The sequence below is a fragment of the Kitasatospora sp. NPDC001119 genome, from assembly GCF_053598475.1.
In genome coordinates this window covers 1-13948 of sequence record NZ_JBSFKI010000028.1, presented here as the reverse complement: position 1 = coordinate 13948, position 13948 = coordinate 1, and the positions used below count along the sequence as shown (strand labels likewise).

Below are 13948 nucleotides of genomic sequence, written 5' to 3'. Positions count from 1 at the left end.
ACCTCACGGCCGAGGGCCGGTGTCCCCGACGGGACACCGGCCCTCGGCCGTTCTCGGGCCGGCCGTCAGCCGGTGTTGCGCAGGCCGGCGGCGATGCCGTTGACGGTCAGCAGCAGCGCGCGGGCGCGCAGCGGGTCGTCCTGGCGCCCGGCCGAGAGCTCCTCGCGCTGGCGGCGCAGCAGCGCGACCTGGAGGTAGGAGATCGGGTCGAGGTAGGCGTCGCGGACGGCGAAGGTCTGCTTCAACACCGGGTTGTGCTCCAGCAGTTCGCTCTCGCCGGTGAGCCGGAGCACCTCGCGCAGGGTGAGCGCGTGCTCGGCCTTGATCTCGTCGAAGACGTGGTGCAGCTCGCCGGGCACCAGCTGCTCGACGTAGTGGCGGGCGATCCGCAGGTCGGTCTTGGCCAGCGTCATGGCGACGTTGGACAGGAAGTTGCGGAAGAAGTGCCACTCGCCGTACATCTCGTCCAGCACGTCGCCGAGGCCGGCCGCGCGGGCGGCGGCGAGGCCGGAGCCGACGCCGTACCAGCCGGGGACGATCTGCCGGGACTGGGTCCAGCCGAACACCCACGGGATGGCCCGCAGGCCGTCCAGGCCGGCGCCGGAGTCGGGGCGGCGGGACGGGCGGGAGCCCAGGTGCAGCGAGGCGAGCTGGTCGACCGGGGTGGAGGCGAAGAAGTACTTCGGCAGGTCCTCCTGCTCGACCAGGCCGCGGTAGGCGGTGTGGGCGGCCTCGGAGACCTGGTCCATCGCGGCGTCCCAGCGGGCCAGCGACTCGGGGGCCTGGCGCGGGGCGGTGTGCAGCGCGGAGGCGGAGAGCGTGGCGGAGAGGGTCAGCTCCAGGTTCTCCCGGGCCAGCGAGGGGAGCAGGTACTTGTCGGAGATGACCTCGCCCTGCTCGGTGACCTTGATCTCGCCCTCCAGGGTGCCCCAGGGCTGGGCCAGGATGGCCTCGTGCGAGGGGCCGCCGCCGCGGCCGACGGTGCCGCCGCGGCCGTGGAACAGGCGCAGCCGGATGCCGTAGCGGTGGGCGACGTCGCGCAGCCGGCGCTGGGCGCGGTGGATCTCCCACTGGGAGGTGGTGATGCCGCCGAACTTGGAGGAGTCGGAGTAGCCGAGCATGACCTCCTGGACGTCGCCGCGCAGCGAGACGAGCAGGCGGTAGGACGGGTCGGAGAGCATCTCGTCGAGGATGCGGTCGGCCTGCTGGAGCTCGTCGGTGGTCTCCAGCAGCGGCACGATGCCGATCTTGGCGATGCCGGCGTGCAGGTCGATCAGGCCGGCCTCGCGGGCCAGCACGGTGGCGGCGAAGACGTCGTCGGCGCCCTGGCACATCGAGATGATGTAGCTCTCGACGATCTCGTCGCCGAAGCGCTCGAAGCCCTGGCGGACGGTGTTGAAGACGCCGAGGGTCTTGGTGCCGGCCTCGTCCAGCGGGGCCGGGGTGGGGGCGAGCGGGCGGCGCGAGCGGAGCTCCTTGGCGAGCAGCTTCTGCCGGTACTCGCGGGGCATGTCGGCGTAGCGCCAGGCCTCCTCGCCGAGCCGGTCGAAGAGCTGGCCGAGGGCGTGGTGGTGGGCCTCGGCGTGCTCGCGCACGTCCATGGTGGCGAGCTGGAGGCCGAAGGCCTCGACGGTGCGGATGGCGCGGGCGAGGCGGCCGTCGGCGATGAGCTCGCCGCGGTGGGAGCGCAGCGAGTCCTGGATCAGCCGCAGGTCGGCGATCAGCTCGCGGGTGCCGAGGTAGTCGCGGCCCTCGACGTGCGGGGTGCCGCCGGCCAGCCGCTCGCGGGTGTTCTCCAGCTTGAGCCGGATGCAGGTGGCCTTGAGGCGGTAGGGCTCCTCGGCGTTCATCCGCTTGTAGCGCGGGCTGAGTTCGGGGAGCAGGTGCAGGTCGGTGTTGAGCGAGGCGAGCAGCTCGACCGAGGCGCCGGCCAGTCGCTCGGAGGTGGAGAGCGTGTTGCGCAGGTCGTCGATCGCGGCGAGCGCGTCCTTGATGCCGTACTCGTGCTGGAGGTTGAGGACGTCCCAGGTGACCTGCGGGGTGACGTTGGGGTTGCCGTCGCGGTCGCCGCCGATCCAGGTGCCGAAGGTGAGCGGGCGCACGCCGTCGGGCAGGCTCAGGCCGACCCGGGCGAGCTCCTCGTGCAGCTCCTCCAGGACCTCGGGGACGGCCTCGCGGTAGAGCTCGTCCAGGTAGTAGACGGCGTTGCGGGCCTCGTCGGTGGGCTCGGGGCGGGCGATGCGCAGCTCGTCGGTCTGCCAGAGCAGGTCGATGACCTCGGCCAGGCGGCGGTCGGCGGAGCGCTTGGCGCTGCTGGTGCGGGCCTGGTCGGCGGCGGCCAGGCCGGAGGTGACCTCGTCGCGGTGGATGCGGTCGAGGAGTTCGCCGATCCGGCGCAGCTTGTTGAGGACGCTGCGGCGGGCGGCCTCGGTGGGGTGCGCGGTGAAGACCGGGCGCACCGCGAGGTGGGCCAGGGTGTCCTGGAGGTGCTTGGCGTCGGCCTCGGCGAGCAGGTCGGCGGTCTGCGCGAGCAGCGAGCCCTCGCGGGCGCGGCGGGTGGCGAACTCGCGGCCGCGGTGCACCTGCTCGGTGACGTTGGCGAGGTGGAAGTAGGTGGAGAACGCCCGGACCAGCTTCGCGGCGGTGTCCAGGTCGATGTCGGAGAGGAGTTCGGCGGTGGCCTCGCCGTCGGTGCGGCTCAGCAGGCGGACCTGTTCGACCAGGCCCAGCAGCTGGGGGCCCTCCTGGCGGACCAGCGTCTCGCCGAGCAGGTCGCCGAGGCGGCGGATGTCCGCACGCAGGGCGGCGTTGTCGGGATCGGCGACGACGGGCGTGGGGCTGTCCGCCGGGGTGGGGACCGGAGCGGTCACGGCTGTCTCCCTGTGGTGGTGGGGTTCGGCAACGGCTCATCGTCACAGGTCCACACGCGTGTGGCGGGTGTGACGCGTGCGGACCGCGCTGTCCGACGCGACCAGCATAGGTGTCGGGGAGGGTGCTGTCCGCGACGTGGCCGGATGGCGGACAGGGCTGCCGAAAACCACCTGTGGTCTGGACCACTTGACGGCCTAGGGGGGTGTACGGGGAGATCCCGGTGGGGAGGGGAGGGGGTTGCCGCTTACGCTGTGGGGCATGAGCAACTCGCCTGGGGAGCGCGTGCCGGTCCGGTCGTTCTTGTGGTGGAAGCGGCCGCGCAGCGCTTTCCTGGACATCGGGCTGGCGTTGCTCGCCGCCGTCGAGTGCGCGGCCAGCACGATCGCCTTCCTCTCCGCCCGGATCCACGTCAGCACCGCGGGAGCGGTCGGGATAGCCGTGCTCGGCACGCTGGCCGGCGGCTCCCTGGTGGTGCGCCGGCGCTGGCCGGCCGTCCCGGTGCTGGTGACGCTGCTGGTGATGCCCGGAATGCTGGGCGTGGTGCTGCTGGTGGTGGCGCTGTACACGCTGGCGTCGACCTGGGAGTGGCCCTCGCGGCGCCGCCGGGTGGTCGCGCTGTCCGCGCTGGCCTTCGCCGAGGCGGCCGCCGTGATGGCGGTGTCGCTGATGACGCCCGGGGACGGGCCGGTGGACCCGCCGCCGCTGTGGGGTCAGATCCTGCTGTCGCTGCTGGTGGCGGTCGGGCTGACGGTCGCCCCGGTGCTGACCGGACTGTACGTCGGCGCGCGGCGGCGGCTGATCGAGTCGCTCAAGGACCGCGCGCACGGCCTGGAGACCGAACTGGACCTGCTGGCCGAGCAGGCGCAGGAGCGCGCCCGCCGGGCCCGGCTGGAGGAGCGCACCCGGATCGCCCGGGAGATGCACGACGTGGTGGCGCACCGGGTGTCGCTGATGGTGGTGCACGCCGGGGCGCTGGAGCGGATCGTCGGCAAGGACCCGGAGAAGGCGGCGCAGAGCGCCAAGCTGATGGGCGAGGTCGGCCGGCAGGCGCTGAACGAACTGCGCGAGATCCTCGGGGTGCTGCGGATGGACGACGAGCGGCAGCCGGAGCCGGACTCGCTGGCCGGGCTGCCGCGGCTGGTGGACCAGTCCCGGGTGGCCGGGATGGCGGTGACCCTGACGGTCAGCGGCAGCCGGCAGGAGTTCACCGGCGAGGCCGAGCAGACCGCCTACCGGGTCGTCCAGGAGGGCCTGACCAACGCGCACAAGCACGCGGGCGGCGCCCAGGTGTCCGTCCTGCTCTCGTACGCGCCGAACGGGGTGCGGGTGGCCGTGGTGAACGCCTGCCCGGGCGGGGAGCGGGGCGCGGCGAAGCTGCCCAGCGGGGGCAACGGGCTGGTCGGGATGCGGGAACGGGTGATCGCGCTGGGCGGCACCTTCTCCTCCGGGCCGGAGGCGGACGGCGGGTTCCGGATCGAGGCGGTGCTGCCGTCCCGGCTGGCGGTGCGGGCCGAGCGGCTGCGCTGAGCCGGGCCCGGTGCTCCGGCGCTCCCGGTGCTCCTCCTCCGTACGCCTCGGTGCCCGTCAGTACTCGTCAGTACTCGTCCGGGGTCCGCAGCCGCTCCGGGGCCGTGCCCAGGACCAGGGCGGAGACCGCCTGGTCGATGCCGTGCCCGAGGAACCACTCGCCGGTGTGGTCCAGGCTGTAGACCCGGCCCTCCTCGTCGACGGCCAGCAGCGCCTGCCCGTACGCCTCCTCGCCGAGCGGGGCCAGCCGGGTGCCCAGCGCCCGGCCGAGGTCGAGCAGGGTGCGCGGCTGGTGCAGGCCGCACAGCGGGTCGATCAGGAACGGCGTGCGGGCCAGCTGGCGGCCCGGGCCGGACAGGTCGAAGGCGAGGCCGCCGAACTCGGCCCAGGCCTCCACCGCCGCCGGGAACACCGCGTGCGTCACACCGGTGGGCGCGCCGTACCCGACCAGGGCGTCGGCCCACTCCTCGGCCTGCCGGATCTGCCAGCGGCCGGGGTGCCAGCCGGCCGCCTTGAGCTCGGCGGCGACGTCGGCGGGGAAGCGCGGGCGGGTCCGGGCGCCGGCGGGGGAGAGGGTGGCCGGTGCGGGCGGGATGGGCGGGTTCAGGGCGGGCTCCAGGGCTGGGGGACGGGGGACGTGCCGGCGGCTCGGCCGGTCAGTGCGCGGGCGGTCAGTGCGCGGGCGGCCCGACGGCGACGCTGCGCACGGTGAAGTGCTCCAGCATCGGAGCGCAGGAGCGGCAGGGCGGGGCGTGGCTGCCGTGCGCCGGATCCCCCTCCTCGCGGATGCGGACGGTCGTCATCCGGGAGCCCTTGAGCGCCTTGCGGGCCTCGTGCAGCGTCATCGGCTTGCGGGCGGCGCGCTTGGAGCGCCGGCCGTCGACGGCGGCCAGGTGCTGGGAGAGCAGGACGGCCTCCGGGCAGCGGCCGGTGAACCGTTCGCGGGCCTCCGTCGGCAGGGTGTCCAGGAAATCGGCGACCAGGTGGTGCAGCACCGGGCGGCGCGGGTCCTTGTCGCCCGCCAGGGTGTGCACCTCGCCGCCCTTGAGCGACAGCGCGGCGGCGACGGCGGGCAGCAGGCTGTCGCGGTGGTGGCGCAGCACGGGCGGGCCCGCCGGCTCACCGGTGGTCATCCGTCGTCCTCCTCCTGGTAACCCGGTGTCGGCCGGAGTGACCGGGCCCGTCCGGGGCAAGCCTGTTCAGGGGCAAGCCTGTCAAACGGCACTGACAACCGCGCAACCGGGGTGCGGCGGCGGCCGGTGGCGCCACGGACCGGCCCGGCGGTCACCCGATGCTGGCCGAACGCGCACGCGTCCGTCACGACTTGTCCGCCGATTTACCGAAACGGCCCCGGAGGCCGGTACGCGGCCGGTACCGTTCCGGCAGCGAGCCGAAGGGGGACGCGGCCGACCGCGCGGAGCAACCGCCGGGCGGGCCCGACTCCCGTGCCCGCGCCGGACGTTGAGGCCACCGGGGAGGGCCTGCCGCCCACCCCGGCGCTGAGCGAAGGGGCCCGTGCGATGACGTCGGAACCGCAGGACGACCACTGGCAGGCCGCCAACCAGGCACCCGGCGGCCACGTACCCGCACCGGACGAGCCGCCCCGGCCGGTGCCCGAGCGCCCCGTCGGACTGGCCGTGGTCGGGGCCGGCTACTGGGGCCCGAAGCTGGTCCGCAACGCGCAGCAGACCCGGGCGCTGCGGCTGCACTGGCTGTGCGACCTGGACGAGGCCAAGGCCCGCGCGGTGCTGGGGGAGTACAGCACCGTCGGGGCGACCGCCAGCTACCGGCGGGTGCTGGCGGACGAACGGGTCGGCGCGGTCGCGGTGGCCACACCGGCGGGCGCCCACTACGCGCTGGTGCGGGCGGCGCTGGAGGCCGGCAAGCACGTCCTGGTGGAGAAGCCGATCACCACCTCCGCCGCCGAGGCCGAGGAACTGGTCGACCTGGCCGAGCGGCGCGGGCTGGTGCTGATGTGCGACCACACCTTCTGCTACACCCCGGCGGTGCGGCGGATCCGGGAGCTGGTGCACGGCGGGGAGATCGGGGACGTCCAGTTCTTCGACTCGGTGCGGATCAACCTCGGCCTGGTGCAGCCGGACGTCGACGTGCTGTGGGACCTCGCCCCGCACGACCTGTCGATCCTGGACTTCGTGCTGCCGCCCGGGGTCGAACCGGTCGGGGTGTCCGCCCAGGGCGCCGACCCGATCGGGGCCGGCCGCGCCTGCGTCGCGTACCTGACGGTCCGGCTCAGCAACGGCGCGCTCGCGCACTGCCACGTCAACTGGCTCTCCCCGACCAAGGTCCGCACCACCCTGATCGGCGGCTCGCGGCGCACCCTGGTCTGGGACGACCTCAACCCGCAGGCCCGGCTGGCGGTGCACGACCGGGGCGTCGACCTCACCCCGCCCGACCAGCTCACCGACGAGATCCGGCACCGGGCGCTGATCTCCTACCGGGTCGGCGAGATGGTCGCGCCGGCGCTGGTCGAGCAGGAGGCGCTGCGCAACGTGATGGCCGAGTTCGCCGCCGCCATCACCGAGGGCCGGGCCCCGCTCACCGACGGCCGGGCCGGGGTGCGGGTGCTGCAGCTGCTGGAGGCGGCCTCGCTCAGCCTCGAACTCGGCGGGGTCACCGTGCCGGTGGGTGCGGCGGTCCGGGCCGGGGCGGAGGCGCGGTGAGCGGGGTGGTGCACGGTTCGGGGAGCGGCCCGGGGAGCGGTGCGGCGGGGGACGGCGTTCCGCTGGTCGATCTGGCGGCGGCGCACGCCGAGGTGGCGCAGGAGGTGCGGGCCGGCTTCGACCGGGTACTCGCCTCCGGAGCCTTCGTCAAGGGCCCCGAAGTGGCCGCCTTCGAGCGGGAGTACGCGGCCTTCGTCGGCGTCCGGCACTGCGTGGGCGCCGCCAACGGCACCGACGCGCTCGAACTGGCCCTGCGCGCCCTGGACCTGCCGCCCGGCGGCGGGGTGGTGCTGCCCGCCAACACCTTCGTCGCCACCGCCGAGGCGGTGCTGCGGGCCGGGCTGCGTCCGGTGCTCGTCGACGCCGACCCGGAGTACCTGCTGATGGATCCGGAGCGGGCCGCCGCCGCGCTGCCCGGCGCGGTCGCGCTGCTGCCCGTCCACCTCTTCGGCCAACTCGCCCCGATGGGCCCGCTGCTGGCGGCGGCCGACGGCCGTCCGGTGGTGGAGGACGCGGCGCAGTCCCAGGGCGCCCGGCAGCACGGGCGCACCTGGTACGGGCGGATCGCGGCCACCAGCTTCTACCCGGGCAAGAACCTCGGCGCCTACGGCGACGCCGGGGCGGTGCTCACCGACGACGACGCCCTGGCCGACGCCGTCCGGCTGACCGGCGACCACGGCGCCCGCGACCGGTACCGGCACGAACGGTTCGGCTGCAACTCCCGGCTGGACGCGCTGCAGGCCGTCGTGCTGCGCGCCAAACTGCGCCGGCTGCCCGTCTGGAACGCCGCCCGCCGGGCCGCCGCCGCCCGCTACGACGCGCTGCTGGGCGGGCTGGACGGACTCGCCCTGCCCCGTACCGCGCCCGGCAACGAGCACGTCCGGCACCTGTACCCGGTGCGGATCGGCCCCGGCCGGGACCGCGACACGGTGCTGGCCGCGCTGCACGCCGCCGGGATCGGCGCCGGGGTGCACTACCCGGTGCCGGTCCACCTGCAACCCGCGTTCCGTCACCTCGGCCACCGCGAGGGGACGTTCCCGGTCGCCGAGCGGGCCGCCCGCGAACTGCTCAGCCTGCCGCTGCACCCGCACCTCACCGAGGCCCGGCAGCTGCGGGTGGCCGAGGCGCTGGCGCGGGCGCTGGGCGGGCGGCTGTGACGGCGGGGGCACTGCCTGCGCTCCGGGCTCTCCGGGGCAGGGGCCCGTCGTCCGCCTGGCTGACCGGGGGTTGAGGGCAGGCCCTAGGCTGGTGCCCAGCAAGCACCGTATTTTGCAGCAGCCAGTGGGGGCTCCCAGATGACGACAGGTCGGCCCGGCGTCGCCGCCGCACCGAACGCGGCGTACGCAGGTCAGGTGGTGCAGTTCCCGGACCCGGTCCGCGCGGAGCGGCACCCCGCCGGGGTCAGGGTGGACGAGTACGGCTTCCCGGACTTCGGTCCGTACGCCGCCGCCGCGGCCGAGGTGGCCGACCCGCCGGCGGGCTTCGGCGTGGACGAACTGCGGCTGACCGACTACGTCTCGGCCAACGCCGCGCTCTACACCCAGGGCCACCCGCTCTGGGCCGACCTCCCGACCGCCGTCGCCACCCCGCCCGGCTGGACCTGGCACCACGCGGTCGGCCGGGCCGCCCCCGGCTGGCGGCGGATGGAGCTCGTCCCGGTCGAGGTCAAGGCGCTGCTGCGGCACCACGGCGGCCTGGCCACCTCCGCCGCCGACCACACCCGCCGCGGCACCCGCCCGCTGCAGGAGCGCCGGCCGGTGCACTTCTCGCTGGCCGGGGACGGCGGCGACCCGATCGGCGTCCCCGAGGACCTGGTGCAGCGCGCCGAGGAGCGCCTCGGCTACCGGCTGCCCGACGCCTACCGCACCTTCCTCAAGCTGGGCGGCGGCCGCGCCCCGGTCGGCGTGGCGCTGGACACCGAGCTCGGACTGCTGCTCGACCAGCCGTTCCTGACGCTCACCGAGGAGTACGGCACCGACGACGTCGTGTACGCCAACAAGTGCCTGCGCGACCACCTCACCAAGGACTACCTGGGCATCGCCTACGCGCAGGGCGGCCTGGTCGCGCTCAAGGTGCGCGGCGAGCGGACCGGCTCGGTCTGGTTCCACCTGTACGACGACGCCCGCGACGCCGGCGGCCCGGAGGCGCCGGAGGACCGCTGCGCCCGGCTGCTGCTGCCCTGCGGCGAGGACTTCGACGCCTTCCTGCTGCGGCTGGCCGGCAGCCCGCCGGAGCTGGAGACGGTCGCGGAGCTGATGGTGGACGGCGGGTTCGCCCGGGCCGTCCCGGTCGGCTGAGGCGCGTGGGCGCGGTGCTCGTGGTGCTCGCGGTGGTGTCGGTGGTCGCGGTGGCCGAGGTGGTCGCGGTGGAACGGGGGACGAAGAGGATGCGGACAGGGGTGAACCGGGCGTGGTGACGTACGCGCAGGCGCAGGAGCTCGCCGAGGAGTGGATCAACGGCGGGGTGCCGCGCTCGCAGCAGCGCGAGGTGCGGGTCCGGGAGTTCGACCTGGGCTTCGTCTGCTGGGCGGTGGCGCCCACGGGCCCGGCCGACGGCTCGGGCGGTGCGGGCGGCGGCTCGGGGGAGGCGCGGCTGGTGATCGCCCGGGACTCCGGCGCCAGCACGCTCTGGCCCGCGCTGCCCGTCAACGAGGTGGTCCGGCAGTACGAGGAGGTCTACGGGCGGCCGGTGGCGGCCAACCCGGCGGGGGCGGCGAAGCCCGCGCCCGGGCCGGTGGAGGCGACCTCCTTCCTGCTCAGCCCGCCGCAGTGGCTCCAGGAGGCGGGGGCCGCGGCGATCGCGGCGGAGGCGGAGCGGCTCGGGACGGCTCCGGCCGCTGTTGCCGCCGCTGCCGCGCCCGCGTCCGTTCCGGCTGTCGCGCCCGTCGAGGAGCCGCCCGCCGCGGCGCCGCGGCCCGGGCCGGCCGTGCTGACCGAGCCGCCGGTCTCCGACCGGCCCGCCGGGGACGCGCCGACCATGCTCGCGCCGCCGGCCGGGCACGACGAGCCGGCCGTCGTGCCGGTGCCGCCGGTCGCGGCTCCCGTCGCGCCCGTCGCGCCTGGGGTGCCCGGCCGGCCGCCGGTCGAGGGCGAGGCCGCGACCGTCCTGATGTCCGAAGGGCTGCGGACCACCGGCTCGGACCTGCCCGAGCCCGCCGCGCCGGCGGGTGCCGAGGCCGCGACCATGCTGATGCCGCCGACGGGTGGCGGCTACGGCATGCCCCCGGTCCCGCCGCCCGCCGCCCAGCCGCCCGCCGCGCAGCCCCCGGCGCCGCCCGTCGCGCCGCCGGCCCCGGGACCGGCGCCAGTGCCGGCGCCCGCCCCGGCCGCCGAGCCGGCGCCCACGCTGCTCGCCTCGCCGGACGCCATGCCCGGGCTGATGGGCCTGCCGGGTGCCCCGGTGGCCCCGCCCGCCGGTGGTCCGCCCGCCGGTGGTCCGCAGGTGGAGCACGCGCCGACGATGCTGGCCCCGCCCGGCGGCCTGCCCGGCCTCGCCGGCCTGCCCGGCGCTCCGGCCCCGGGCGCCCAGGCCCCCGGTGTCCCGGCTCCCGGCGCCCCGGTCCCCGGTGCCCCGGAGGCCGCCGCGCCGCAGGGCGGGCTGGGCCGGAGCGCGGGTTCGGGTCCGCCGCCGCCCCCGCCGGCCGCGCTGCGCGGTGGCCCCGCCGGTTCCCCCGGCCCCGCCGCCGGGCTGGGTCGCGGTGCGGGTTCGGGTCCGCCGCCGCCTCCGCCCGCCGGGCTGAAGCACACCCCGGGCTCCGGCACGCCCGCCGCCCACCCCGGTGGTCGTGGCGCCGCCTCCGCCCCGCCGCCCCCGCCCCCGGCGGGCCTGCGGGGCGGCGAGGCCCAGGCGGCCCCGCAGGCCGCGCCGGCCGCCGGCCCGGCCGCGTCCGGTCCGTCGTACGAGGCGACCCAGCTGGCGGGCGCGATCGACCCGGCGCTGCTGGGCGCCCCGGCGGACCCGGGCACCCCGCCGTCCGGCGGCCCCGCCGTCCCGCCGCCGCCCGGTGGTCCGGCGGCCCCCGCCGCGCCCGCGGCCGGCTACGGCTACCCGAACGCGCCCGGCGCCGCCGGGGTCGTCCCGCCGGCGGTGGTGCCGGGTTCGCCGCCGCCCGCGCCGGTGCCGCCGGGCGTGCCCGCGGTCGGCCCGGGGTACTTCGCCGCGCTCAGCTACCGGGGCCCGGACGGCTCGGAGCAGAAGCTGCTGCACCGCAGCGAGCCCGGCACCCCGCACCCGGAGTGGAAGATCCTCCAGGACCTGCGCCGGCTCAACGTGCCGCCGGAGCAGGTGCTGGAGCTCTACACCGAGCTGGAGTCCTGCGACCTGCCGGGCGGCTACTGCAACCGCATGATCGCCGCGTCCTGGCCGAACGTCCGGCTCACCCACACCGCCCCGTACGGCCGCGACCACGCGTCCCGGCAGGCCGGGATGGCCGAGCTGCTCGACCACCTGGACGAGCTGCACCAGCTGGCGTCCGGCGCCCAGCGGGTCCGCCCGTTCCGGGTGCCGCCGCCCGCGCCGGGGACGGTCCAGGCGCTGCCGCCGCTCCCGCCGCAGCAGCTCGCCCAGGAGACCGGGGCCGCCTTCGGGCAGAACCTGTTCCGCTACGAGCAGCGCGCCGTCTCCCGCCAGGGCGTGCCCGAGCCGGTGTCCCAGAGCCTGATGTGGGCCGGGCTGCCGCGCGACTTCGGGCCGTTCTTCTGGGCGCAGGCGCAGGAGGGCCGTCCGATCCCGACGCTTGCCGAGCTGGCCGCCGAGCGCGGCCTCGCCGCGGGCCCGGACTTCGGCGGCTACCTGGTGCTGGGCAACGACTACGGCCGCCAGCTGTGCGTCCAGTACGGCACCGCGCACGTGGTGGCCGTGGACATCGATGGAACCGGCCAGCCGCCCCGGTTCGTCAACAGCGGTGTACCGGAGTTCGTCCGCGCGCTGGCCCTGCTGGGCCGGATGTGGCGGCTCCGGTACGGGCTGACGCCGGACCAGGCCGGTCGATGGACGACCGACTTCCAGGCCCAGCTCGCCGCGATCGACCCGGCGGCCCTGCAGAACGCGGACACGTGGTGGGCCGTGCTGCTGGAGCAGTTCTGGGACGGCCTGCTGTAGCGGGTCGTCGCTGATCCTCGCAGGTGGGAGGGGTCGTTCCGGTGTCCGGAACGACCCCTTCGGCATGCCGACGCAGCCGTGCCTCGTTGGGGTTTCGCCCGGATCTGCGCAAAATAGGTCAAGAGGATGGGTCTATTCGTCCGGTCCTCGACACATTCCGGTCCGTACGACGGCGGAATCCGGCCCCGGCCTTCGAACCGGTTCCGGATCCGTCCGTTCCGTCCGATCATGGGCTCCGCAGCCCGCGAAACGAGGGGAAGAGCCCATGAGCGACGCCGTCCCCCAGTACGGCTTCACCCAGGCCCGCCGTGGCTACGTGCCCGAGCAGGTCGACCGAGCCCTGGCCGCCCTCACCGCGCAGCGTGACGAGGCGTGGGAGCGGCTGAGCGTCCTGGGCGCAGGCATCCGGCAGATGGAGGCTCGACTGGCCGACATCCGCCGGACCGCCGAGGACGCCCCGGAGCCCGACTACCAGGTGCTCAGCGAGCAGGCCGCCGGACTGGCCGCGATGGCCGAGAACGAGGCGCGCGCCGTCCGGGAGAAGGCCGAGCGCTTCGCCGAGGACCTGCGGGACGAGGTCTACGAGGCCGGCCAGGCCGCCGACCGCGCCGCCAAGGAGTACGGCACCACGACCCGTACCGACGCCGACGCGGCCGCCCGCCGCACCGAGGAGCGGACCCGGGCCGAGGCCGAGGGCATCCGGTCCGACGCCGACCGGGAGAGCCGTTCCGCCCGGGACGCCGCCACCGCCTACGCCGCCAAGGTGCGGGTGGCCGCCGCCGAGGCCAGCGAGCAGGCCGAGGCCGAGCTGGCCACCCGGCGCCGCAAGGCCGACGAGACCTTCGCCGCCGCCCAGGCCAAGGCCGACGCCGAGGACACCGAGGTCTCGGCGACCGCCGAGCGCCGGGTCAAGGAGGCGGAGCAGCAGCGGGAGACCGTGCTGAACCGGATCAAGCAGCTGGAGACGGACGCCCAGGCCAAGGCCGACCAGCTGATCGAGCAGGCCCGCCGGGAGGCCGAGAAGATCAACGCGGAGAGCGAGCGCGAGCAGCGCGAGTTCGACACCCGGCTGGACACGGTGCAGCAGCACCTGGACCACATCAAGGCCACGCTGGCCTCGCTCACCGGGGCGGCGGTCGGCCAGATCGAGCCCGAGGTGGCGGCCGCGGCCGCCGCGGCCGTCCAGGCATCCGGCGCGGCCGCCACGACCCCCGCGCCGCGGGACGCCGTCGCGGACGCCGTCGTCGACGCCGCGCCGGTGGACTCGGAGGCGGACACCGGGGAGATCCCGGTGGCGAACCTGCGCAAGGCCCTGGCCCCCGCGGCTCCGGCCGGGGCCAAGGCCCCCGCCGCCCGGGAGGGGGCGGCGACCGTGCTGCGGACGCCGGTGGTCGGCAGCAGTGCCACCAGGGCCATCGGCGGGCCCGTGGCGACCGGCCCGGTGCCGCCGAAGCCGGCCGCGCCGCCCGCCGAGGAGACGGTCGACGGGACCGCCGACGGGACGGCCGCGGTGGAGAAGGGTGCCGGGAAGCCGTCGGAGGACGAGACCCGGATCGTCCCGAAGATCATCATCGTGGACGACGGCAGCGACTACGCGACCCCGCACACGGTGAGCTACAACCGCCGCTGACCGGGCGCCCGACCGCGCGCCGCGAAGGCCCCGACCGCCCCCACCGGCGGTTTCCAGGGGTCGTTGCAACATGTGGTCGGTTTGATCAGGCCGCGACGAGTTTATGCAGGCGCTCGGCTGGGGTTTCCCAGCCGAGCGT

General features: G+C 76.0%; 9 protein-coding genes. 6 read left to right on the top strand and 3 right to left on the bottom strand.

Annotated elements, in window-relative coordinates; genetic code table 11:
- Nucleotides 1–65: 65 nt before the first annotated feature.
- Nucleotides 66–2870 (bottom strand): phosphoenolpyruvate carboxylase, encoded by a 2805-nt coding sequence (ppc, locus tag ACWDD9_RS30015; protein ID WP_049653627.1) that lies wholly within the window; start codon nt 2868–2870, stop codon nt 66–68.
- Between the two features lie 259 nt (nt 2871–3129).
- Between ppc and ACWDD9_RS30010 the strand changes: the two genes are divergently transcribed.
- Nucleotides 3130–4398 (top strand): sensor histidine kinase, encoded by a 1269-nt coding sequence (locus ACWDD9_RS30010; RefSeq protein WP_049653628.1) that lies wholly within the window; start codon nt 3130–3132, stop codon nt 4396–4398.
- Between the two features lie 67 nt (nt 4399–4465).
- Here ACWDD9_RS30010 and ACWDD9_RS30005 read toward each other — a convergent pair whose 3' ends face one another.
- Both ACWDD9_RS30005 and ACWDD9_RS30000 read right to left on the bottom strand, forming a co-directional pair.
- Nucleotides 4466–4993: an SUKH-3 domain-containing protein gene (locus ACWDD9_RS30005; protein ID WP_049653631.1), complete on the bottom strand. Its 528-nt coding sequence runs from the start codon at nt 4991–4993 to the stop codon at nt 4466–4468.
- A gap of 76 nt (nt 4994–5069) precedes the next feature.
- On the bottom strand, nt 5070–5531 hold the full coding sequence (locus ACWDD9_RS30000) for a YwqJ-related putative deaminase (protein WP_380780396.1): 462 nt from the start codon (nt 5529–5531) through the stop codon (nt 5070–5072).
- Nucleotides 5532–5918: 387 nt separating this feature from the next.
- Between ACWDD9_RS30000 and ACWDD9_RS29995 the strand changes: the two genes are divergently transcribed.
- The 5 genes from ACWDD9_RS29995 (at nt 5919) to ACWDD9_RS29975 (ending at nt 13809) form a co-directional block, all read left to right on the top strand.
- Complete coding sequence (locus ACWDD9_RS29995; RefSeq protein ID WP_079271916.1) at nt 5919–7079, top strand: Gfo/Idh/MocA family protein; 1161 nt, start codon at nt 5919–5921, stop codon at nt 7077–7079.
- The gene (locus tag ACWDD9_RS29990; RefSeq protein ID WP_449813288.1) at nt 7076–8236 is read left to right on the top strand and encodes a DegT/DnrJ/EryC1/StrS family aminotransferase; all 1161 of its coding nucleotides are present in this window, start codon (nt 7076–7078) and stop codon (nt 8234–8236) included. Before ACWDD9_RS29995 ends, ACWDD9_RS29990 begins: the two co-directional genes overlap by 4 nt.
- Before the next feature lie 138 nt (nt 8237–8374).
- Complete coding sequence (locus tag ACWDD9_RS29985; RefSeq protein WP_049660184.1) at nt 8375–9376, top strand: SMI1/KNR4 family protein; 1002 nt, start codon at nt 8375–8377, stop codon at nt 9374–9376.
- 112 nt (nt 9377–9488) lie between these two features.
- A complete protein-coding gene (locus ACWDD9_RS29980) occupies nt 9489–12179 on the top strand; it encodes an SUKH-4 family immunity protein (protein WP_449813287.1) in 2691 nt (896 codons plus the stop codon).
- A 265-nt stretch (nt 12180–12444) separates the two neighbouring features.
- Complete coding sequence (locus tag ACWDD9_RS29975) at nt 12445–13809, top strand: coiled-coil domain-containing protein (RefSeq protein WP_380741124.1); 1365 nt, start codon at nt 12445–12447, stop codon at nt 13807–13809.
- The last annotated feature ends 139 nt before the right edge of the window (nt 13810–13948 follow it).

Coding starts and splice junctions, on each gene's coding strand:
- ACWDD9_RS30010 (WP_049653628.1), top strand. CDS start 3,130: ATGAGCAACTCGCCTGGGGAGCGCGTGCCGGTCCGGTCGTTCTTGTGG.
- ACWDD9_RS30000 (WP_380780396.1), bottom strand. CDS start 5,531: ATGACCACCGGTGAGCCGGCGGGCCCGCCCGTGCTGCGCCACCACCGC.
- ACWDD9_RS29995 (WP_079271916.1), top strand. CDS start 5,919: ATGACGTCGGAACCGCAGGACGACCACTGGCAGGCCGCCAACCAGGCA.
- ACWDD9_RS29985 (WP_049660184.1), top strand. CDS start 8,375: ATGACGACAGGTCGGCCCGGCGTCGCCGCCGCACCGAACGCGGCGTAC.
- ACWDD9_RS29975 (WP_380741124.1), top strand. CDS start 12,445: ATGAGCGACGCCGTCCCCCAGTACGGCTTCACCCAGGCCCGCCGTGGC.